Source organism: Ruegeria sp. CF5, from assembly GCF_056537325.1.
Map to the genome: position 1 here is coordinate 948,213 of NZ_JBQFRI010000001.1, position 21,348 is coordinate 969,560.

Here is a 21,348-nt window from a genome sequence, read left to right on the forward strand (position 1 = left end):
GCCGCCCGAAGGCGACCCCGATCCATTAGCACAAAGCCCCCCTTTTGGCAGCTTGGCTTTGCAGCCAATCGCCTGTCGGGGTCGGCAGAATTTCCTGACGGAAATTCGCCGTTCTTACATCATGCCGCCCATGCCGCCCATGTCGGGCATGCCGCCTGCGGCAGGTGCGTCTTTCTGCGGCTTGTCTGCAACCATCGCTTCGGTGGTGATCAGCAGACCAGCAACCGACGATGCGTCTTCCAGAGCGGTACGCACAACCTTGGCAGGGTCGATCACACCGAATGCGAACATGTCGCCATATTCTTCGGTCTGAGCGTTGAAGCCGAATGCTGCGTCCGAGGATTCGCGAACCTTGCCGGCAACAACCGCACCGTCAACGCCTGCGTTTTCGGCGATCTGGCGCAGCGGCGCTTCGATGGCCTTGCGAACGATGTTGATACCTGCGTCCTGATCGGCGTTCTCGCCTTTCAGTTCGTTCAGAGCTTTGCCGGACTGAACCAGTGCGACACCGCCACCAACGACAACGCCTTCCTGAACGGCAGCGCGGGTTGCGTTCAGAGCATCGTCCACACGGTCCTTACGCTCTTTCACTTCCACTTCGGTCATGCCGCCAACGCGGATCACGGCAACACCGCCTGCCAGTTTGGCAACGCGTTCCTGCAGCTTTTCACGGTCGTAGTCGCTCGAGGTTTCTTCGATCTGGGTGCGGATCTGAGCAACGCGTGCTTCGATCTCGGCCTTCTCGCCTGCGCCGTCAACAACGGTGGTCTCGTCTTTGGTGATCGAGACTTTCTTGGCGGTGCCCAGCATGTCCATGGTGACATTCTCAAGCTTCATGCCCAGATCTTCGCTGATGACCTGACCACCGGTCAGGATTGCGATGTCCTGCAGCATGGCCTTGCGGCGGTCGCCGAAGCCCGGTGCTTTGACAGCAGCAATTTTCAGGCCGCCGCGCAGTTTGTTGACAACCAGGGTTGCCAGCGCTTCACCTTCAACATCCTCGGCGATGATCAGCAGCGGCTTCTGCGACTGGATCACCGACTCGAGCAGCGGAACCATCGGCTGCAGCGAGGACAGTTTCTTTTCGTGCAGCAGGATCATCACGTCGTCGAGTTCGGTGATCATCTTGTCTGCGTTGGTGACGAAGTAGGGCGACAGGTAGCCACGGTCGAACTGCATACCTTCGACAACATCGGTCTCGGTTTCCAGACCTTTGTTTTCTTCGACGGTGATGACGCCTTCGTTGCCAACCTTCTGCATCGCGTCTGCGATCTGCTGGCCGATTTCGGCTTCGCCGTTGGCCGAGATGGTGCCGACCTGAGCAACTTCTGCCGAGTCTTTCACTTCACGCGAAGCATTCTTGATGCCTTCGACAACCTTGGCGGTCGCCAGGTCGATGCCGCGCTTCAGGTCCATCGGGTTCAGGCCCGCTGCAACCTGCTTGAGACCTTCGCGAACGATGGCCTGTGCCAGAACGGTTGCGGTGGTGGTGCCGTCGCCTGCTTCGTCATTGGTGCGGCTGGCGACTTCTTTCACCATCTGCGCGCCCATGTTTTCGAACTTGTCTTCCAGTTCGATTTCCTTGGCAACCGAAACACCATCTTTGGTGATGCGCGGTGCGCCGAAGGATTTGTCTAGAACCACGTTGCGGCCTTTGGGGCCCAGGGTCACTTTCACGGCGTCTGCCAGAGTGTTTACACCGGCCAGCATACGGTTGCGGGCATCGGTTTCGAACTTGACGTCCTTAGCAGCCATGTTCTTTCTCCTTGAGAAAAATGTTTGTAATTAAAGCGGTATGAGATCAGCGGCAGCGCGTGGCTTACGCGATGATCCCCATGATGTCGCTTTCTTTCATCATCAGCAGCTCTTCGCCGTCGACCTGGACCTCGGTGCCGGACCATTTGCCGAACAGGATCTTGTCGCCAGCTTTTACAGCCATCGCGATCAGCTCGCCGCTGTCCTTGCGTGCGCCTTCGCCGGTTGCGACGACTTCGCCTTCGCTGGGCTTTTCTTTTGCGCTGTCGGGGATGATCAGTCCGCCTGCGGTTTTCTCGTCGCTTTCGGTACGGCGAACCAGCACGCGGTCATGAAGCGGTTTCAATGCCATCTTTGCAGCTCCTTGGGCTCAAAGTTTGTTAATCCTCCCCCCGCTGGTCAGCGGGGCGTTAGCACTCATAGACAGAGAGTGATAACGACGCATAGCTAGGCAGTTGGAAACAGCGAGTCAACAAGGCGTGATGAAATTTTTTGCAGATCGAATAGCGCCGCAGCGGAACTGTTTACTCGCCCCAATGAAGGAATAGTATGCCGTGAGTTCAAGCCCCGTTCGTGGGATTTCGAAGAGGAGGCGCAGATGCAGATAAAAGCCAACGGGATTTCTCTGGAAGTAGAAGACCACGGACCATCGAACGGGATGCCTCTGATCCTGATCCGGGGACAGGGCAGCCAGTTGGTGCACTGGCCCGATGAACTGGTTCAGGGCTTTGTGAACGAAGGTTACCGTACAATCGTTTTCGATAACCGTGACGTAGGACTGTCGCAGCGCTGTCCAGCCCAGGAGGCACCGGGCAACGCCGATGCAGTGCTTAAGATGATTGGTTCGGGCGGCGACCTGCCGCGCCCCTATGGCATCGAGAATATGGAAGCCGATGTAATCGGCCTGATGGATGCGATGGGCCTTGAGACCGCGCATTTCTTTGGGATTTCCATGGGCGGCGCAATTCTGCAGCAACTGTGCATCGACCACCCGGGTCGCATTTTGTCCGCCACCATCGTCATGACCGCGTGCCGCCCGTTCGTTGACCGCACCTCGGGCGACCGCGCGGCAATGCTGGCGCTGGCCGAGAGCCTGCTGGTACGGCCTCGCAGTCTGGAAGAATATCAAGATGCGCAGGTTGAGGAACATGCGAACTGGGGAAGTCCCGGTTACCCGATGCCAGAGGAAGATATTCGGGCGATGGCCGCCAAGGCCTATGCGCGCGGTGTGGATGACGAAGGCATGAACCGGCAGGTTCTGGCGATAGCAGGCGCCCCCGACCGGCGCCCTGCCCTGCGTCAGGTTTCACTGCCCTGTCTGGTTGTGCACGGCACGGACGACACGCTGATCCCGCTGGAACTGGGACAAGAGATCGCCGCACATATTCCCGCAAGCGAGTTTCAGGCCATCAAGGGGATGGGGCACATCATCACGCCTTCTTTGTCGCCTGTCATCGTCGGGATGGTGCAGGAGTTCATTCAGCGGCGCGCTTGAAGCGATGGCTCAGCCAGCCTCTTCCCAGCTGTAGGCCCAATGCTTCAACCCGTCGCTGCCTGTCGGAGACAAGGCATAGACGCCCTTTTCGACCTTGTCGAACCAGCCATAATGATTGTCCCGCATCATTCGCGTGGCCCCTGCAACCCCGGTTGCCTTGGCCACGGCGGCCCCTTTGGCCGATCCGTTCTCGGCCAGATAGGCCGCGCATTTCAAAGCGTCCTGACGATAAGCCGTGACGATTCCATGCCGTGTCGCCCCGCCTGAATTCGGATCGCCCTGCAGGCGGTCGAACTCACGCAACAGCTTGGCCGTTCGCACCGCAGATTTACGCGGGGCATAGGGGCCGGGGTCACAATGAACCTCGGCCCTTCCATCAGGGCGGACCGTAATCAGGCCCAGGCCCAGACGACGACAAAGACCCAGGTTATCACGCAGCGCCCTCCGCGCCGATTTTCCACGGGGTTTGCACACACCGATATAGACCTGATCGGTCATCCTGAGGCGAGCGATGGCCTGATGAAACAGGGCCAGCGAAAACCTGAGCTTCAGCTCGACAATAACCGGCGGTTCGTCGTCCCGAATGGCCACGACATCCGCCGCGCCGACCTCTCCCTTGACGTCATAGCCCTGTCTTTCCAGCAATTGCTTGACGGGGGCGTAAAGATCCTGCTCGCGTTCCATGGTCACATGCTAGGCGCAATCCTGCGAAATGCAAAAATAACGTTTGCGATCCGGTGCGCGCTCGCGCGACGATAGGGATGAGGCTTGGCATCAGGAGGATTCTCATGTTTCGCGCGACGCTTGCCCTGGTGCTTTGTTTCTGCACGGCAACAGCGGCCTATGCGCGATGTTCGGGAAGCGACCTGCGAGACAGGCTGACGCCTGAGGCAGCGGCACGGCTTGAACAAGAAATCGCGCGGGTGCCCTTTGCCTATGGCAATCACTGGATTGCCACCGGAAATGGCCAGCGCATTCACGTCATCGGCACACAGCACAGCGGCGACAAACGGATGCGCCGGGTCATGCGAACGCTGCGGCCCGTCATCCGGCAGGCCGACGCGGTTCTGCTTGAGGTCACGAATGCGGAACTGGACCGGTTGGATGATGTGATCCGGCAAAATCCGGCGATCCTGATGATGCCCCGGGGCAGTACCCTGCCGGACCTCATGTCCGCCGAGGACTGGAGCATGCTGCAATTGCGGATGCGCCCAGAGGGTGTGAACAAGGAGATCCTGGCGCGTCTGCAGCCCTGGTACATCTCGATGGCGCTGACGCGCACGGGATGCGGCGGACGCGGTATTGCCTCATATGCCGGTCTTGACGAACGCATCGAACGGATGGCGATCCGCAACGGCGTGGCCGTGGGATCGCTTGAGCGTGTGGGGGACGGGATGCGCGCGCTGTCAGATCAACCCGTGAAAGACCAGTTGCGCCTGCTGGAACTGGATATGAAAAGCGGCCTGAACTATGACGATCAGGTCGTGACGCTGGAAAACGCCTATTTCGAAGAGAGGTTGGCCGAGGCGATGCTGATCCAGAAATGGACGCTGTACCGCGATATCAAGATCGCCCGCCCCGAGGTCAGCCGCCTGCTGCGCCAGTATGACCGGCAGATACTGGATCAGAGAAATCGGGCCTGGGTTCCGGTTATTCTGCGGACCAAGGGACAAGTGCTTGTGGTTGCGGTGGGCGCAGGGCATCTTGCGGGTGAATCGGGCATTCTGAACCTGTTGAAACAACAGGGATATGAGCTGACCCGCGCTGAATTCTGATTTGCCGGGATCGACCTTATGCGACTTTTGATCTGCCTGTTTTTCTGTCTGTTTCCGCTTGGCGCCTTTGCCGCCTGCGAAGGCCGGGATTTGCGCCACGACCTGTCGCCGAAAATGCGCAGCGACCTTGATGCCGCACTGAGTGACATTCTGTTTCCTGAGGGCAATCATTGGATTGCCACCAAGGACAACACCACCCTGCACCTGATCGGCACGCTACACACCAATGACGAGCGCATGGGCGCCGCGGTCGAGCGTCTGGCCCCTGCCCTGACGCAGGCCGATGCGTTTTTCTTTGAGATTACCCAAAAGGATATGAAAGAATTCGAGCGTGATCTGGCAAATGATTTCAGCCCGGTTCTGATCACGTCTGGCCCGACACTGGTTGACCTGATCGACGAGGAAGACTGGGCCGAGTTGTCCAAGATACTGGCCGAGCGCGGTTTTCCAAGCTGGATGGCGGCCAAGATGCGACCCTGGTTCCTGAGCATGATGCTGGGCATTCCGCCCTGCCTGATGCAAAGCCCCGATGCGGATCGCGGCATGGACAAGCGTTTGTCGGAACTGGCCGATGCGCACGGCATCCCTCAACACTCGCTGGAGCGGGTCGAGGATCTGATCGCCATGTTCGACAGCCACCCGATCGAGGAACAGGCCCAGTCCATCGTGCGGCTGGCCGGTGCGTTGCAGGCCGGTGATGATCAGATGGTGACCATGGCCAATGCCTATATGGAGGAAAAGCACGCCGAGATCATCGAACTGGCGCGCCTTCAGGGGTTTGAGGCGTCTGGCCTGTCGCAGGAGGAATTCGATGCCGAGTGGCGCAGTTTTGAGGAACAGATGCTGGTCGTGCGCAACGCCAACTGGATGCGCCAGATTCTGGAACTTGAGGATCAGACCGCCGTTATTGCCGTAGGTGCAGGCCACCTGAGTGCAGATCACGGATTGCTAAATCAATTGCAGCAGGCCGGGTACACATTGAGCCGCGCGGATTTCTGATCAGGGGGAAAATCAGACCTTCCGTCGCATCCGGGTTGCCGCTGGGTGACATCCGGTTTCGACCACCCTATAAGGCGCGCAAATTTCCAATCTGCAGGACGCTGACATGACCACCCAAGTATTTGGACACAAATCCCCCGACACCGACTCGACCGGCTCACCTATCGTCTGGGCTTGGTACCTGAACGAGATCAAAGGTGTCGACGCCACCCCCGTCCTGCTGGGCGAGCCCAACACCGAAGCGGCCTTCATGCTGCAGCGCTGGGGTCTGGACAAACCTGCGATCATCGAAGACGTGACCGAAGGCGCGCCGGTTGTCATCGTTGACACCAACAACCCGGCAGAACTTCCGGCCAGCATCAACAGCGCCGACATTCGCGCCATCATCGACCACCACAAACTGGTGGGCGGTCTGGAAACCAAAGGCCCCATCGACATCACCGTTCGCCCGCTGGCCTGCACCGCCACCATCATGCACGACCTGATGGGCGACGATGCCGCCAAGATGCCCGAGGCCATCAAGGGTGCGGCGCTGACCTGCATCCTGTCCGACACGCTGGAATTCCGCTCGCCCACCACGACCGACCATGACCGCGCCGTTGCCGAGCAACTGGCGGCCGATCTGGGTCTGGATATCGCAGCTTACGCCGCCGACATGTTCGCGGCGAAATCGGATGTGTCCTCATTCTCGGACGCTGAGCTGATCCGCATGGACAGCAAGGAATACGAAGTCGATGGCACCAAGTTCCGTGTCTCGGTTCTGGAAACCACCGCACCGGGCATCGTTCTGGACCGCAAGGCCAGCCTGACCAACTCGATGGTGGATGTTGCCAAGGAAGACGGCGTCGATCAGGTCCTGCTGTTCGTGGTCGACATCCTGAACGAAGAAGCCACCCTGCTGGTGCCAAACGATCTGGTCAAAGGCGTTGCCGAAAAGAGCTTTGGCGCGTCAGTAAACGGCGACGCCGTAGTCCTGCCGGGCATCATGAGCCGGAAAAAACAGATCATCCCGAACCTCAAGGTCTGATTGGCCCTGAAGAACAGGAAAGGCGCCCGGAAAGGGCGCCTTTTTTCATGACATCGGCGGCATGCCCTCAAAGCACGGCATCCCGTCGGGGATCAGGTGAAAATCCTGCTTTTCCGCAACAAACAAGGCGGCTTTTGCCCCGCGGAATACTGCGGGGTCGTCCAGCGTCCCGATTTTGACAATGACGGGATCAAGCCCCGGCCTGTGTGTTGCCACATGCGTCCCGCAGTCCGCACAAAACTCGCGCGTGACAGGATTTTCGCGATCCGTTCGCCGATAGTGTTTCGGCTTACCCGCTGTATACCGAAACCCTTCGCGCGGCATCAGCATGAACAGGTTCGGCGCCCCGCCCGATACGTGCTGGCACGCCCGGCAATGACATTGCCCCTTGAATATCGGCTTGCCTTCAGCCTCGTATCGAAGTGCGCCGCAGAAACATCCACCTTCCAGTTTCATCCATCTTTCTCCTGCTGTTTGGAAAACAATGGACAGGAATCGTGTATTCCGTCAGTGTCAATTTTGACACTAAACAAACCAATTTTGACAAATGCACCCGATTAAAACCGTCATTCTGCAACCCGACCCCTGCCAGAAATCAAGCCTGTTCATAGCGCACGAGATGCTGGAAACAGCCAACAGGGTGTCCCGCAGACACAACAGGGAAGATGTTTTTGACTTCTGCACGCTGTCACCGGCCAAATACCGGGCTGCTGGCGCAAAACCCGACCTGTTGATCCTTCCGGGGCTTGGCCTGTCAACCGAGCGAGAGTTGCGCAGGGCCATGACCTCGCCCACCTTTGAAGAGCTGGTCGCCGTTTTGCGCGAGCTGTCCGAAACACCGACCATCATCTCTGGGGCCTGTTCCGGTTGCTTTGCATTGGGCGCTGCCGGATTGCTGGACAAACGCGAAGTGACCACATCATGGTGGCTTGTCCCGCTGCTTCAGACCATGTTTCCGCGGGCCAAAACCAAGTCAAGTCAGATCGTTCTGCGCGACGGCAATCTGATTACCGCAGGGGCCGCCTTTTCCCAGATTGATCTGATGGTGTTTCTGATCGAACATTTCGCAGGATTTGCAGTCGCTGAAGACTGCCGTCGTTTTCTTATGGCGGACAGCCGTCCAAGCCAATTGCCATACATGTCCGTGGCCACGATGATTGCTGGTGATCCGGCATTACAAAAGGCGGAATTGCACCTGCGCCGCAATATCACTAGGCAAGTCAGCCTGGACGAACTGGCCGGGGCTGCGGGATTGGGAAGCAGAACATTCGCGCGCCGAATTTCGCGGGCGACCACGATGACGCCCTCAGCTTTCACTCAGACCATTCGCGTAACAGAAGCGATCCGGTTGGCACGTACCAGCGATCTGAACCATGACGAAATCGCGTGTCGCGTCGGATATTCAGATGCAACAGCATTGCGGCGGGCGATGCGAAAACGGACGGGCCAGACATTGGAAAGTTTTCGGGAATGACGCGACCTGCATTCAGCGGTGTTCGATCTGTCTCCGCTATTTGTACTGAATATTCCCGCCGGAATGGTATCTTCGCAGACTTTTTGCGAGGCTCTGCCTCGCGATCCGGAGTATCTTCAGCCAGATGAAGGATCCGTCTCTTCATCTGACCCCAAATACTCTTTGGGAGACGCCTGAAGGGCGGCGGGGGCAGCGCCCCTCTGGTAAAACGTTGTCACCTCTGCCATAGGCTTGGGCATCCCACCCTTTTGCCTGAAAGAGAACATTGTGACCCAGATCATCACCTCTCTGACCGAGATTTCCGACCGTTACAAAGCGCTGTTCGTCGATCTTTGGGGTTGCGTGCACAATGGCGTCACTGCATTCCCCGAGGCTGTTGCCGCGTTGAAGGAATACCGGGCAACGGGTGGATTGGTCGTGCTTGTCACCAACTCGCCCAAACCACGCGCCGGAGTTGCCACGCAACTGGCGCAGTTCAATGTTCCCGACGACGCCTATGACACGATTGCGACCAGTGGCGACTCGGCTCGGTCGGCGATGTTTCAAGGCGCAGTTGGTCACAAAGTATACTTCATGGGCGAATGGGAGCGGGACGAAGGCTTTTTCGAACCCTTGAAACTTCTGCACCATCCCATTCACATCGAACGTGCTCCCCTGGATCAGGCCGAAGGCATCGTGTGCTGCGGCCCGTTTGATCCCATGGCGGACCCGGATGTGAACCGGCCCGATTTTCTGTATGCCAAGCAGATGGGCCTGAAACTTCTTTGCGCCAACCCGGATATCGTGGTGGATCGCGGCGAGGTGCGCGAATGGTGCGCTGGCGCTCTGGCCCGGCTTTACACCGAGATGGGCGGCGAGAGCCTGTATTTCGGGAAACCGCACCCGCCGATTTACGATCTGGCACGCCGGAGACTGACGGCTCTGGGCGTTGATATTCCGGATTCTGAAATTCTGGTCATCGGCGACGGACCGCATACCGACATCGCGGGCGGGATGGGCGAAGGGCTTGATTCCCTGTTCATCACTGGTGGTCTGGCTGCATCCGAGACAAAAACATCATACCAGCCGGACCCGGACGCGCTAAACCTCTATATTGAAAGGGAAAAGGTCAATCCGACCTACTCGATCGGAAGATTGCGGTAACAATTTTGGGGCTTGATTTTCTGCGCGTGCAAAGTAATAAAGTTGCCAACCTGTGACCGGAAATAATCTATTGTTACTCGGTCGACATCAAGTGAGGGCAACATGTTGGACAATCTGCCGCGCGGAACGATCTGTATCGAAGACATCGAAATGGGCATGTCCCGTTACCTGCGCAAAGTGGTGACGGACGAAGACATCGAGATGTTCGCACAGGTGTCGACTGACCGGAATCCGGTGCATCTTGATGATGACTATGCCCGCGATACCATCTTCGAGGGCCGCATCGCCCACGGCATGCTGACCGCCGGGCTGATCTCGGCGGTGATCGGAGAGCAGTTGCCGGGTCACGGTACGGTCTACATGGGGCAGTCGCTGAAATTTCTGGCGCCTGTGCGCCCCGGTGACATGGTCTATGCCGAGGTCAAGGTGATCGACATCGATTTCGCCAAGCGCCGGGTCAAGCTGGATTGCCATTGCTCGGTTGATGGCAAGAAGGTTCTGGTCGGCGAAGCGATGGTTCTGGCACCGTCGCGCAAGTTCGACTGATCCCTGCCTGATCACACCCTGCAAGGCGCCCTTTGGGCGCCTTTTTTTGTCAGCACCGTCATGCCCTGCGCGTCGGGCCGCGTCCTTTGAGAACGCCGGATTCGAGTATGATCTCGGACACCAGATGCTCGCGCCGGTAGGCCATGACGTGCACACCTGACACGCCAGCGATTTCCCTGATCTGCTGGATCAGTTCAATGCAGATCTTCTTACCTTCGTCAGATGGTTTTTCGGCCTTTTCCATCCGCTCGATGATCTGGTCCGGGATATGGATGCCGGGAACATTGCTGCGCATCCACCGGGCCGCGCGAGCCGAGGCGACAGGGCCGACACCGGCGATGATGTAGACCTGTTTGTCGAGGCCTTCATCCCGCACCCGTGTCATGAATTTCTCGAACAACGGAATGTCGTAGATGTAATTGGTCTGGATGTATTCGGCACCGGCCTCGATCTTTTTGGCCAGTCGGTTCGGGCGCCAGTCATATGGTGGGATGCAGGGGTTTTCCGCCGCACCCAGAAACAGTTGTGGCGGGCGCGTGATTTTACGGCCCGACAGGAATGTTCCCTGATCCCGCATGGTTCGGATGGTGCGAAGCAGGGTCAGCGAATCAAAATCGAATACAGGTTTTGCGCCCGGCTGATCCCCGACCCCGACGCCGTCACCGGTCAGGCACAATACGTTGCTGACCCCCAGTGCGGCGGCCCCTAGCACATCGCCCTGAATGGCAATCCGGTTCCGGTCGCGGCAGGAGATCTGGTATACCGGCGAATAGCCCGCGCGCGTCAGCAAGGCGCAGATCCCGATTGAGGACATATGGCAATTCGCGCCGGACGCATCGGTGGCGTTGATTGCATCTGCAACCTCGCCGAGCGGTTGCGCGGCCTGAAACACGTCCTCGGGGTCGGCGCTGTCGGGGGGATTGAGTTCCGCTGTCACCGCAAACCGACCCGAGCGCAACACGCGTTCAAGACGGCTGTGGGACACGAAACCATCCGGTACGGGGACATAGCCGGTCGGTTCGATTTCACTGTGATGCGAGCTGTTCATTTCCGAAGCTCCCGGTTGACCGCGTTGGGTGGTTCAGCGGCCAGTGGGGCAGCGGATGGTTCGTTCTTGCGGGCCTCGGGGAATGCCTGTGCCAGTGTCTGCCGGGCCGCATTTCGCGCTTCGCGGTTTTGGGCGGCAATCTCGCGACTGACCCGAAGCCACGAGGATGAGCCCTTTAATGTATGTTCGACCGGTGGCAGGACCTCTTTGATTTTCGCGCCACCTTCGCGCATTCGGCTGGCCCCGTCCCAGGCCAGGGACCAGACGCATTTCATCTCGGGTTTCACTTCGCAGAACCCGCCGGGGCGCACGCCGCCGCAGGGTCCGTTGCGCAGTTGTTTAGGGCAGTTCATCGGGCAGGACATGCCGGTCGAGCTGAGCACGCACTGACCGCACATCTTGCAGTCGAACAGCAGTGTTTTGACCCCCTTCTCGACCAGTGCAATCGGGCGTTCGACGCGGTTGTAACCTATTTTTGCAAACAGAGGGTCCAGCGCCACCATGCCGCCTTCGACACGCTTGTAAATCCACTCGAACGCGCGGGCATGGCGGATCGCGAACAGTCGCAGTCGATACATGGCACTGACCCTTCTGGCTTTTTCGCCGATGGCCGGCCCGAAGCTTGACCAAGGTAATCATGGCCTGATCTGGCCGGGCTACCAGTCTACACCCCCGATTATTTGGATCAAGCGATGGTTGGTCCGGGAAAGTACACCTGCAATTGGTCCGATATTCCGAAGGTGTTGGGGCACAAAACTCGATCTGCGCTTGAACATATGCCGCTGTCCCGCTACGCAAACGCTCATGCGCATCATCCGTGATTTCAAGTATGTCGAGCCAGAAGATCGCGGCGCCAGCGTTGCGATCGGCAATTTTGACGGTGTTCATATCGGGCACCAGTCGGTCATCGAACTGGCGCGAAAAGCGGCACCAATGGCGCCGCTGGGCGTCATGACGTTCGAGCCGCATCCGCGCGAGTTTTTTGCGCCCGACACACCGTCGTTCCGCCTTATGCGAGGCAACGCGCGCGCGCACCGGCTGGAAAAGCTGGGCGTCGAAAAGTTGTATGAGCTGCCGTTCAATGCGGCACTGGCCGGACTGATGCCTGAGGAGTTTGCCCGCAATGTCATCTGTGACGGCCTGGGACTGTCCCATGTCGTCGTCGGGGCCGATTTCTGTTTTGGTAAAGGTCGCAGCGGCAATGCAGATGACATGGTGCGTTTCGGACAGGAGATGGGGTTTGGTGTGACCGTTGCACCGCTGATGGAGCGATCGGAAAACGTTGTATCCTCGACCGCGATCCGTACCGCGCTTAGCGATGGCCGCCCGCGTGATGCGGCTGCGATGCTGGGGCATTGGCACCGCATCGAGGGTGAGGTGATCGGCGGCGAACAGCGAGGGCGCGAGTTGGGCTTTCCCACGGCGAACATGTCCATCGAGGGGCTGCACCAACCGAAATTCGGGGTTTACGCGGTTCTGGTCGATGTGCTGGATGGCCCGAACCAGGGCAGCTATCGCGGGGCCGCATCGGTCGGTACCCGACCCATGTTCAAAGGCGAGCAACCCAATATCGAAACCTTCCTGTTCGATTTCTCGGGCGATCTATACGGGGCCACCTTATCGGTAGGTCTGGTCGAGTATCTGCGACCTGAGATGACCTTTGACGGTCTAGATGCCCTCATTGCGCAGATGGATAATGATTGCGCCAAAGCTCGCGAAATTCTGGCAGCAGAATGACCAAGGATCCGATCGACCGCGCGGGGTTGCCCTCGCGTTTTTGGGAACGCAAACCCTTGCGCAAGCTGAACGACCGTGAATGGGAAGCGTTGTGCGACGGTTGCGGCAAGTGTTGTCTGAACAAGCTGGAAGACGAGGATACCGGGCGGGTTGAGCTGACCTGTGTCGCCTGCCGTTTGCTGGACGATGAAAGCTGCCGCTGCACGCAGTATGACATCCGCCATCAATTTGTACCCGAGTGCATCGTACTGAAACCCGACAATATCGACAGCCACGCCTATTGGATGCCCAAAACCTGCGCCTACAGGCTGCTTTGGGAGGGCAAGCCCCTTTACGACTGGCATCCGTTGATATCAGGTACGCCGGACAGCGTTCACAAGGCCGGCGTTTCGGTGCAGGGGCGCACCGTCTCAGAGTTTGAGACACCCGAAGAAGACTGGGAAGACTATATAATCGAGGAGCCTATCTGATGTATTTCGCCTCTGACAATTCCGGGCCTGTTCATCCAGAAGTTCTGGCCGCGCTGACTGAGGCCAATCAGGGCTATCAGATGGCCTATGGCGCGGACACGCTGATGAACGAAGTGCGCGATCAGATTCGCGGTATCTTCGAGGCCCCCGGTGCTGCGGTCTATCTGGTGGCGACCGGAACGGCGGCGAATTCGCTGGCGCTGGCAACGCTGACAAAGCCGTGGGAAACCGTGTTCTGCTCGCCCGTGTCCCATATTCACGAGGATGAGTGCAACGCGCCCGAATTCTACAGCGGGGCAAAGCTGACGCTGGTGCCGGGTGATGACAAGATGACTGCCGAAGCCTTGCGCGGATCGATCCTAGCAGAAGAAACCCGCGGGGTACATGGTCCGCAACGCGGGCCAGTGTCGATCACGCAGGTGACCGAGCGCGGGTCTGTCTATTCTCTGGAAGAGTTGCAGAGCCTGTGCGGTGTCGCCAAGGATTACGGCCTGCCAGTGCATCTGGACGGCGCACGCTTTGCAAATGCGCTGGTGGCGCTGAATTGCTCGCCTGCTGAGATGACGTGGAAGGCCGGTGTGGATGCTGTCAGTTTCGGTGGCACCAAAAATGGCCTGATGGGCGTTGAGGCGGTCGTCTTTTTTGACGAAAGCAAAGCTTGGGAATTCGAGCTGCGCCGCAAGCGCGGAGCGCATCTGTTTTCGAAACACCGCTACTTGTCGGCACAGATGTCTGCCTATCTGAAAGACGATCTGTGGCTGAAATCAGCGCGTCAGGCCAATGCGAATTGCGCAAGGCTGGCGGATGGTCTGCGCGCGGCGGGGGCTTCGTTCCTGCACGAGCCGCAGGCCAACATGATCTTTGCCAGCTTCCCCCGCAGCACGCACCGGCGCCTGCATGACGCAGGTGCTGCCTATCATTTTTGGGGAGCGGAACTGGAAGGCGCGGATGAGGACGAGCCATTGGCCTGCCGTCTGGTTTGTGACTGGTCCATCAGCGACGAGATGATCGACCAGTTCCTTTCTCTGCTGGGGTAATCAGCCCTGCGCCCAAAGGGCGCGAACCTGTGCGGCTGTCTGAACAGGGTGGGAAATGGGCAGCATGTGCCCTGCCCCACCTATCACGGCACCAGTCGCATTGGGCAGACGCCGGGTCAGCCCGTCGTTGATCGCGACCATGACCGGGTGAGACAGCGATCCGCGCAACAGCCGGATCGGCATATTGGCCCTGTCCAGCATACCCGGTTTCAGCAGACCTGCCCGATCCGCAAACAGGGCATCGTCGACGGTTGGCACAACGTGAATGCCCCGGATCATCGCGGCGCGGGTGCTTTCCGGCAGGTCCGGCCAGCGCGGGCTGTCATCCGTGCTCCACATGCGATTGAACAGGCGGGCGGCGAGCGCTTCGTCACCACGCGAAATCGCATCCATGTAGGGTTGCGCGTCTTGTGCGTGCTGTTCGATCAGATGCGGCGCATCCTGAACGGCAACTGCGAAGAACACAGGCTCGATCAACGTGGCGCTTCGGACCAGTTCGGGATGTTCCACCGCCAGCCGCAGGGCCACTGTTGCACCAAATGAATGGCCAATCACGTCCATGGGTTCGGTCAGGTGGGTCAGGGAAATCTGTGTGATCCGGTCCTGAAAATCACCCTGCCGATCCCAGTCGGGGCTGCGGCCATGCGACAGCATGTCGGGGGCAACAAATGTGGCCTCCTCGTGCAATTCACCTGCCAGCCCTTTCCAGGCCCCCGAGTGGGCGATCGTACAATGAAGGGCAAGGACCTTTCGCGGCCCCTGCCCCAGCGTCCGAACAAATGCCGCTTGCGGCAACTGAAGTAATTCGCTCACCCCTTGAGATCCGCCAAATGCCGGTCCAGATCGTCCAAGCGATCCTGCCCCCAGAACCGTTGCCCATCGGGCGTAATGTAGAACGGAGCGCCAAAGACACCGCGATCCACCGCCTCTTCCAGATTGGCGGCATAGGTTTCGGCGCCCAACAGCAGGCCGCTGTCGGCCAGATTGGGATCAAACCCGGCCTGTTCCAGACAGTCGCGGATCACGTCGTCCTGCGCGATATCCTTTTCCTCGGCCCAGCAGGCACGCAGGATCGAATGGCAGAGTTTGCCGACATCACCACTGCCGTCCTGTATCGCGGCTATGATGGCGTATGACGAAGGTGCCGCATTGGTTGGCCAGTGCGCCGGTTGCAGGTTGAGCTTCATCCCGAGGTTTTTCGCCTGACGCACCAATTCCTGCGCGCGATATTCGATGCGCGAGATGTGCCGGTCCTTGGGGGGCGTCCCACCGGTGCGGCCGAACAGGGCAATGATATCCACCGGCTTATACGCAATGGACGCGCCATGTTTGGCGGCAACTTCCTCAAGCCGTGTTCCTGCCAGATAGGAATAAGGCGAGAGTGTCGCAAAATAGTAGTCAATGTCGGCCATGTTCACTTTCTCCGCTGCATTATCTTTGCGGGACGGTAAGGCCATGCTAAGCGGTGTCAACATCACGAATCTGTCACATTGCCATTGCTGCCCGGGGATCTCAGCCGATGCCGACACCAAACGAACCCAAGCTTATCGCTGGGAACGCCAATCTTCCTCTTGCCGAATCCATTGCCCGCCGCATGAGCCTGTATCGCGGCGTCGACCAGGGACTGGTCGATGCGCGGGTCGAACGGTTCAACGACGGCGAGATATTTGTCGAAGTGTTCGAAAACGTGCGCGGCGAGGATATGTTCATCATCCAGCCGACCTCGAACCCGGCCAATGACAACCTGATGGAGCTGCTGATTATCGCCGACGCGCTACGTCGGTCGTCCGCGGATCGGATCACCGCCGTGATCCCTTATTTCGGTTATGCCCGGCAGGACCGCCGTACCAAGGCCCGCACTCCGATCAGCGCCAAGATGGTGGCTAACATGCTGACCGGCGCCGGGATCGAACGGGTTCTGACAATGGACCTGCATGCCGCGCAAATTCAGGGGTTCTTCGACATTCCGGTGGACAACCTCTATGCGTCGCCCATCTTTGCGCTGGACGTGAAAAACCAGTTCAAGGATCAGCTTGACGAGATCATGGTGGTTTCGCCCGACGTTGGCGGTGTTGCCCGCGCGCGCGAGCTGGCAAAGCGGATCGGTGCACCACTGTCGATCGTGGACAAGCGCCGTGAAAAGGCCGGTGAAGTCGCCGAGATGACCGTGATCGGGGATGTGAAGGACAAGATCTGCCTGATCGTGGACGATATCTGTGACACCGCAGGCACGCTGTGCAAGGCGGCGCAGGTGCTGATGGACAATGGTGCCAAGGAAGTTCACTCGTACATCACCCACGGCGTCATGAGCGGCCCGGCGGTCGAGCGTGTGACGAATTCGGTGATGAAATCGCTTGTCCTGACCGACACCATCCAGCCGACCAAGGAAATTCAGAAGGCCGCCAATATCCGCACGGTTCCGACCGCGCCGATCTTTACGCAGGCGATCCTGAACATCTGGAACGGCACCAGCGTGTCGTCCCTTTTCGAGGACAAGACCCTGACGCCCATATACGAGTCGCTGTATCATATGGATTGACGGGCAACGCGCCAATCGCAGCAATAACCCTGTAATGGGGAACCGCTACACAAGTTTGAAACAAACTACCCCGGAGTGATCAAAACGCTCCGGGGTTTTTGCTGGGCCACCCGGATATCTATCCCTGTGTTGCGCCTTGTTGCAGCGCTTTCAGAAACTCGTGAAAATACACCTGCTGGCCGGCGGCATCGATATGTATTTCATCGAGAAACACAGCATCCTGACGTTGCAGAGCTGTCCGCATATCGACGTATTCGGCACCGGTCGCAGCAACCGTCTCCATCAGTAGGCGTCGCTTGTCCAAGTCAGGGCCCGACAACTCCCCCACTGTCGGGTGGAGCATCACCACAACGCGGTCGACATTGCCCAAAGCCTCGTCGAGAAGGGCGGTGAGAGCTTTGAGACCGCGTTCACCGGAGTTCTCGACATTGCGACATCCTCGGCCATTGGGTTCAAGCTGCAAATACCTGGACCCGTGATGTGCGATCGCGTCGGTCAGGGCCGAGATCGGTTTGTTTGTGTGGAAATCTCGGCCAAGCCTGGTGCAATAACGGGGGAAATCGTCCAGATCGTGCGTGCTGAACACAAAGAACACGGTTTCTGCATCAAACCAGCCAAATTCGCGGAAATACTTCCGAAGGTTTTCCGGTCCCCACGAGACCGCAGAAACATTTCCGACCCAGATGGCAGGCAGCGCAGCGTCCAGAGCTTCTGTTGCCAGATCCGACTGGTCAAGAAACGCTGTTCCATGGATCACACTGTCGCCCGCGACGAGAACGCGCCCCGTGTCCGCATCCGGTAAAGTACGCGACCGCATCGAATGCTCGTTGTAGAAAACGCGGTTGCCAAAGCGGCGATACTCTCCGGGCACATTCACGTATTCGATGGACGCGTCCACGCGTGACAGCGGCGGGTCTCCGAAGCCCAGTCCCCATCTGGCCATTGCTTCAAGCGCTATCAGGAGAACTCCGAAACCCACAAGAATCCGCAACACCCCGAAAGTCTCCGCCTGTACGCTGAACAGGAAGTGTAATCGGATTTTGGCAGTCGTAAAACTGTTCGGTTCGTCAAACCTGTGTTTTAAGAGATGTTCCAATCATCCTCATGCGCCACTTCCCCGATCGCCGTCCAGGCAACTCGGATACGGGCGACGCGGGTGTCGGACCATGTGCGAAACACGGCGTCGAACCCTTCGGGGGTAATATTCTCGGCCTGCACCTCGGCGCGCAGAGCCGATGTAGAGTCTACATCCCACAAGGACACTCCAACCTGAACCAACGGCGGGGATCGGAACGAGTCGCTGAAACGGATGGTTGAACGGCGTTCGCGCAGGCCTTCTCCGGTCCACATATCTCCGCCGTCGGCAAAGTCGGAGAACAGCACTACCTCGCCTTGGTCGATGCCAATAGGATGGGTTCGAAACGTCTTCATTTTGTCGTCTTTGTCTTTGAATTCCCGTACCTTACTGCGGTGTTTCGGCAAAATCACGACAAAAAAACGGCCCTGACAAGCAGGGCCGTTTCATCAATCTGAATGCAGTGAACCTTACAGGCTCATATGCGTTCCAAGGGCTTCCATGTCGGCCAGCAGCTTGGCGGCGTCGTCGACGATGGTCTGATCGTCGCCATTCTTGGCCGCTTCATGCGACTCGCGCGCCTCGGCGATCATCTCGTCCAGTTGCGCACGGTTCACTTCTGAAACCGGAATGGCTTTTTCGGCCAGAACCGACAGGCTGTCGCCGTTGATCTGGGCAAACCCGCCGGTGACCAGGTATTCACTGGACCCTTCGGGCGCCTCGACCTTCAGGATGCCCGGGCGCATGGTGGTAATGGTGGGGGCATGATCGGGCATTGCCGTCATGTCCCCGTCCGCGCCGGGAATCTGGACCGCGCTCGCCTGAAGCGAAGCTAGGCTCCGCTCGGGGCTTACGAGGTCGAATTGCATCGTGTTTGCCATCAGGGATACTCCTTAGGCGGCTTCTGCGGCCATCTTCTCGGCTTTGGCGACCACATCGTCGATACCGCCAACCATCAGGAAGGCCGCTTCGGGCAGGTGATCGTATTCGCCGGCCACAACCGCTTTGAACGACGAGATGGTGACATCCAGAGCAACCTGAACGCCCGGCGAACCGGTGAAGACTTCGGCCACGTCGAACGGCTGCGACAGGAAGCGTTCGATCTTACGGGCACGAGCCACGGTCAGTTTGTCCTCTTCCGACAGTTCGTCCATGCCGAGGATGGCGATGATGTCCTGCAGCGACTTGTAGCGCTGGAGGATCTGCTGAACGTCGGTCGCAACCTGATAGTGCTCTTCGCCAACGATGGCCGGGTCAAGCAGACGCGAGGTCGAGTCGAGCGGGTCCACGGCGGGGTAGATACCCTTTTCCGAGATCGCACGGTTAAGAACGGTGGTCGCGTCAAGGTGCGCAAACGAGGTTGCCGGCGCAGGGTCGGTAAGGTCGTCCGCAGGCACGTAGATCGCCTGCACCGAGGTGATCGAGCCCGATTTGGTCGAAGTGATGCGTTCCTGCAGGGCGCCCATGTCGGTGGCCAGCGTCGGCTGGTAGCCCACCGCCGAAGGAATACGACCCAGCAGAGCCGAAACCTCGGAACCCGCCTGCGTGAAGCGGAAGATGTTGTCGACGAAGAACAGAACGTCAGTACCGGACTGGTCGCGGAACTGCTCGGCCAGGGTCAGACCGGTCAGAGCAACACGCGCACGCGCACCCGGAGGTTCGTTCATCTGACCGTAAACCAGGGCCACTTGGCTCTCCGACAGGTTGTCCGGCTTGATAACGTTCGATTCGATCATCTCGTGGTACAGGTCGTTCCCTTCACGGGTCCGCTCACCAACACCCGCGAACACCGAGAAGCCCGAGTGCACTTTTGCGATGTTGTTGATCAGTTCCATGATCAGAACGGTTTTGCCAACGCCGGCGCCGCCGAACAGGCCGATCTTACCGCCTTTGGCGTAGGGGGCCAGCAGGTCCACAACCTTGATGCCAGTAACCAGAACTTCCGACTCGGTCGACTGTTCCGCGAAGGTCGGCGCGGGCTGGTGGATGGCACGGGACTCGGTTGCTTCAACCGGGCCTTTTTCGTCGATGGGGTCGCCAACGACGTTCAGGATGCGGCCCAGAGTGGCGTTACCAACCGGTACCGAGATCGGTGCGCCCATGTCGGTGACTGCGGCACCGCGGACCAGACCTTCGGTCGCGTCCATCGCGATGGTGCGGACGGTGTTTTCACCCAGGTGCTGGGCAACTTCCAGTACCAGACGCTTGCCGTTGTTTTCGGTTTCCAGCGCGTTCAGAATTTCAGGCAGCTGATCGTCGAAGTGCACGTCGACGACGGCCCCGATGATCTGTGTGACTTTGCCTTTTGCATTCGCCATATTGTTGTCTCCGGTTTTCTTACAGCGCTTCGGCGCCGGAAATAATTTCAATCAGCTCGTTGGTGATCACGGCCTGACGCGAACGGTTGAACTGGATCGTCAGCTTGTCGATCATTTCACCCGCGTTGCGTGTCGCGTTGTCCATCGCGGACATCCGTGCACCCTGTTCAGACGCTCCGTTTTCGAGCAGAGCCGAGAAGATCGCGGTCGCAACCCCCTTGGGCAGCAGGTCGGCCAGAATGGCCTCTTCGCTGGGCTCGTAGTCGAAGATGGCACCGCTGTCGTCACCCTCGGTTTCCTCGAACGAGGCGGGGATGACCTGCTGTGCCGTCGGAATCTGGGTCACAACGTTGACGAACTTCGAGTAGAAGATCGTGGCAACGTCGAACTCACCCCCGTCAAAGCGGGACAGGATGTCCTTGGCGATGTCCTGCGCGTTGGAGTACCCCAGACGCTTGACCTCGCTCAGGTCGACATGTCCAACGAACAGATCGCCAAAATCACGCTTAAGCGCGTCGCGGCCTTTCTTGCCGACAGTCAGAACCTTGACCGTCTTGCCTTTGGCGCGCAGCTCGTCCGCCTTTTGGCGGGCCAGCTTGGCGATGTTCGAGTTGAAGCCGCCACACAGGCCGCGTTCAGCTGTCATGACAACCAGCAGATGGACATCATCACTGCCCGTACCACGGAGCAGCTTGGGGGCGCTGTCGCTACCCCCGACCGACGCCGCCAGCCCGGCCATCACGGCATTGAACCGCTCGGCATAGGGACGCGAGGCTTCGGCAGATTCCTGGGCGCGGCGCAGTTTTGCAGCCGCGACCATCTGCATGGCCTTGGTGATCTTGCGGGTCGATTTGACCGACTCGATCCTGTTTTTAAGGTCCTTAAGATTTGGCATATGCCCGCCTCTCCC

24 protein-coding genes are annotated in these 21,348 nt (G+C 58.9%); 11 read left to right on the forward strand and 13 right to left on the reverse strand.

Going from position 1 to position 21,348, the window contains the following annotated elements; genetic code table 11:
* Positions 1-114: 114 nt before the first annotated feature.
* Together groL and ACR0NW_RS04560 are read right to left on the reverse strand one after the other, a co-directional pair.
* A complete protein-coding gene (gene groL, locus ACR0NW_RS04555) occupies positions 115-1,755 on the reverse strand; it encodes a chaperonin GroEL (protein WP_170650996.1) in 1,641 nt (546 codons plus the stop codon).
* Positions 1,756-1,819: 64 nt separating this feature from the next.
* Positions 1,820-2,107: a co-chaperone GroES gene (locus tag ACR0NW_RS04560; protein WP_170650997.1), complete on the reverse strand. Its 288-nt coding sequence runs from the start codon at positions 2,105-2,107 to the stop codon at positions 1,820-1,822.
* A gap of 246 nt (positions 2,108-2,353) precedes the next feature.
* Here ACR0NW_RS04560 and ACR0NW_RS04565 point away from each other — a divergent pair, with 246 nt between their 5' ends.
* Entirely contained in the window at positions 2,354-3,250 is an 897-nt protein-coding gene (locus tag ACR0NW_RS04565) for an alpha/beta fold hydrolase (protein WP_480448654.1), read from the forward strand.
* Between the two features lie 9 nt (positions 3,251-3,259).
* On the opposite strand, the gene ACR0NW_RS04570 is transcribed toward ACR0NW_RS04565, so the two are convergent.
* Complete coding sequence (locus ACR0NW_RS04570; RefSeq protein WP_480448653.1) at positions 3,260-3,934, reverse strand: DUF2161 domain-containing phosphodiesterase; 675 nt, start codon at positions 3,932-3,934, stop codon at positions 3,260-3,262.
* 104 nt (positions 3,935-4,038) lie between these two features.
* Here ACR0NW_RS04570 and ACR0NW_RS04575 point away from each other — a divergent pair, with 104 nt between their 5' ends.
* From ACR0NW_RS04575 to ACR0NW_RS04585, 3 genes are all read left to right on the forward strand, one after another.
* On the forward strand, positions 4,039-5,025 hold the full coding sequence (locus ACR0NW_RS04575; RefSeq protein WP_480448652.1) for a TraB/GumN family protein: 987 nt from the start codon (positions 4,039-4,041) through the stop codon (positions 5,023-5,025).
* A gap of 18 nt (positions 5,026-5,043) precedes the next feature.
* Positions 5,044-6,024 carry a TraB/GumN family protein gene (locus tag ACR0NW_RS04580; RefSeq protein ID WP_480448650.1) on the forward strand — a complete coding sequence of 327 codons (981 nt, stop codon included), beginning with the start codon at positions 5,044-5,046 and terminating at the stop codon, positions 6,022-6,024.
* 106 nt (positions 6,025-6,130) lie between these two features.
* Positions 6,131-7,051: a manganese-dependent inorganic pyrophosphatase gene (locus ACR0NW_RS04585; RefSeq protein WP_480448649.1), complete on the forward strand. Its 921-nt coding sequence runs from the start codon at positions 6,131-6,133 to the stop codon at positions 7,049-7,051.
* A gap of 45 nt (positions 7,052-7,096) precedes the next feature.
* On the opposite strand, the gene ACR0NW_RS04590 is transcribed toward ACR0NW_RS04585, so the two are convergent.
* The gene (locus tag ACR0NW_RS04590; RefSeq protein ID WP_480448647.1) at positions 7,097-7,507 is read right to left on the reverse strand and encodes a GFA family protein; all 411 of its coding nucleotides are present in this window, start codon (positions 7,505-7,507) and stop codon (positions 7,097-7,099) included.
* 91 nt (positions 7,508-7,598) lie between these two features.
* On the opposite strand from ACR0NW_RS04590, the gene ACR0NW_RS04595 reads away from it, so the two are divergent.
* The 3 genes from ACR0NW_RS04595 to ACR0NW_RS04605 all read left to right on the forward strand — a co-directional run bounded on the left by ACR0NW_RS04595 (position 7,599) and on the right by ACR0NW_RS04605 (position 10,214).
* Positions 7,599-8,525 (forward strand): GlxA family transcriptional regulator, encoded by a 927-nt coding sequence (locus ACR0NW_RS04595; protein WP_480448646.1) that lies wholly within the window; start codon positions 7,599-7,601, stop codon positions 8,523-8,525.
* A gap of 267 nt (positions 8,526-8,792) precedes the next feature.
* Positions 8,793-9,668, forward strand: a complete 876-nt coding sequence (locus ACR0NW_RS04600; protein WP_480448645.1) for a TIGR01459 family HAD-type hydrolase — start codon at positions 8,793-8,795, stop codon at positions 9,666-9,668.
* Between the two features lie 102 nt (positions 9,669-9,770).
* Positions 9,771-10,214 carry a MaoC family dehydratase gene (locus ACR0NW_RS04605; RefSeq protein WP_170651005.1) on the forward strand — a complete coding sequence of 148 codons (444 nt, stop codon included), beginning with the start codon at positions 9,771-9,773 and terminating at the stop codon, positions 10,212-10,214.
* Between the two features lie 58 nt (positions 10,215-10,272).
* Here ACR0NW_RS04605 and ACR0NW_RS04610 read toward each other — a convergent pair whose 3' ends face one another.
* Together ACR0NW_RS04610 and ACR0NW_RS04615 are read right to left on the reverse strand one after the other, a co-directional pair.
* Positions 10,273-11,262, reverse strand: a complete 990-nt coding sequence (locus tag ACR0NW_RS04610; protein ID WP_480448644.1) for a methylenetetrahydrofolate reductase — start codon at positions 11,260-11,262, stop codon at positions 10,273-10,275.
* Positions 11,259-11,840, reverse strand: coding sequence for a methylenetetrahydrofolate reductase C-terminal domain-containing protein (locus ACR0NW_RS04615; protein ID WP_170651007.1), 582 nt, complete (start codon positions 11,838-11,840; stop codon positions 11,259-11,261). Before ACR0NW_RS04615 ends, ACR0NW_RS04610 begins: the two co-directional genes overlap by 4 nt.
* 226 nt (positions 11,841-12,066) lie before the next feature.
* Here ACR0NW_RS04615 and ACR0NW_RS04620 point away from each other — a divergent pair, with 226 nt between their 5' ends.
* From ACR0NW_RS04620 to ACR0NW_RS04630, 3 genes are read left to right on the forward strand one after another with little or no spacing between them, the layout of a single operon-like run.
* Entirely contained in the window at positions 12,067-12,999 is a 933-nt protein-coding gene (locus ACR0NW_RS04620; RefSeq protein WP_480448643.1) for a bifunctional riboflavin kinase/FAD synthetase, read from the forward strand.
* A complete protein-coding gene (locus ACR0NW_RS04625; protein WP_170651009.1) occupies positions 12,996-13,469 on the forward strand; it encodes a YcgN family cysteine cluster protein in 474 nt (157 codons plus the stop codon). The genes ACR0NW_RS04620 and ACR0NW_RS04625 overlap by 4 nt, the downstream gene beginning before the upstream one ends.
* Positions 13,469-14,506 (forward strand): threonine aldolase family protein, encoded by a 1,038-nt coding sequence (locus ACR0NW_RS04630; RefSeq protein WP_480448642.1) that lies wholly within the window; start codon positions 13,469-13,471, stop codon positions 14,504-14,506. The genes ACR0NW_RS04625 and ACR0NW_RS04630 overlap by 1 nt, the downstream gene beginning before the upstream one ends.
* On the opposite strand, the gene ACR0NW_RS04635 is transcribed toward ACR0NW_RS04630, so the two are convergent.
* Together ACR0NW_RS04635 and ACR0NW_RS04640 are read right to left on the reverse strand one after the other, a co-directional pair.
* Positions 14,507-15,319 (reverse strand): alpha/beta fold hydrolase, encoded by an 813-nt coding sequence (locus ACR0NW_RS04635; RefSeq protein ID WP_480448641.1) that lies wholly within the window; start codon positions 15,317-15,319, stop codon positions 14,507-14,509.
* Positions 15,316-15,918, reverse strand: coding sequence for a DsbA family protein (locus ACR0NW_RS04640; RefSeq protein WP_480448640.1), 603 nt, complete (start codon positions 15,916-15,918; stop codon positions 15,316-15,318). Before ACR0NW_RS04640 ends, ACR0NW_RS04635 begins: the two co-directional genes overlap by 4 nt.
* Before the next feature lie 107 nt (positions 15,919-16,025).
* On the opposite strand from ACR0NW_RS04640, the gene ACR0NW_RS04645 reads away from it, so the two are divergent.
* A complete protein-coding gene (locus ACR0NW_RS04645) occupies positions 16,026-17,045 on the forward strand; it encodes a ribose-phosphate pyrophosphokinase (RefSeq protein WP_480448639.1) in 1,020 nt (339 codons plus the stop codon).
* A 118-nt stretch (positions 17,046-17,163) separates the two neighbouring features.
* Here ACR0NW_RS04645 and ACR0NW_RS04650 read toward each other — a convergent pair whose 3' ends face one another.
* From ACR0NW_RS04650 to ACR0NW_RS04670, 5 genes are all read right to left on the reverse strand, one after another.
* Complete coding sequence (locus tag ACR0NW_RS04650) at positions 17,164-18,039, reverse strand: hypothetical protein (protein WP_480448637.1); 876 nt, start codon at positions 18,037-18,039, stop codon at positions 17,164-17,166.
* An 86-nt stretch (positions 18,040-18,125) separates the two neighbouring features.
* Complete coding sequence (locus tag ACR0NW_RS04655; RefSeq protein WP_170651014.1) at positions 18,126-18,476, reverse strand: H-type lectin domain-containing protein; 351 nt, start codon at positions 18,474-18,476, stop codon at positions 18,126-18,128.
* 114 nt (positions 18,477-18,590) lie between these two features.
* Complete coding sequence (locus ACR0NW_RS04660) at positions 18,591-19,001, reverse strand: F0F1 ATP synthase subunit epsilon (protein ID WP_170651015.1); 411 nt, start codon at positions 18,999-19,001, stop codon at positions 18,591-18,593.
* Positions 19,002-19,013: 12 nt separating this feature from the next.
* Complete coding sequence (gene atpD / locus ACR0NW_RS04665) at positions 19,014-20,438, reverse strand: F0F1 ATP synthase subunit beta (protein WP_170651016.1); 1,425 nt, start codon at positions 20,436-20,438, stop codon at positions 19,014-19,016.
* 19 nt (positions 20,439-20,457) lie between these two features.
* Positions 20,458-21,333, reverse strand: coding sequence for a F0F1 ATP synthase subunit gamma (locus ACR0NW_RS04670; RefSeq protein WP_170651017.1), 876 nt, complete (start codon positions 21,331-21,333; stop codon positions 20,458-20,460).
* Between the last annotated feature and the right edge of the window lie 15 nt (positions 21,334-21,348).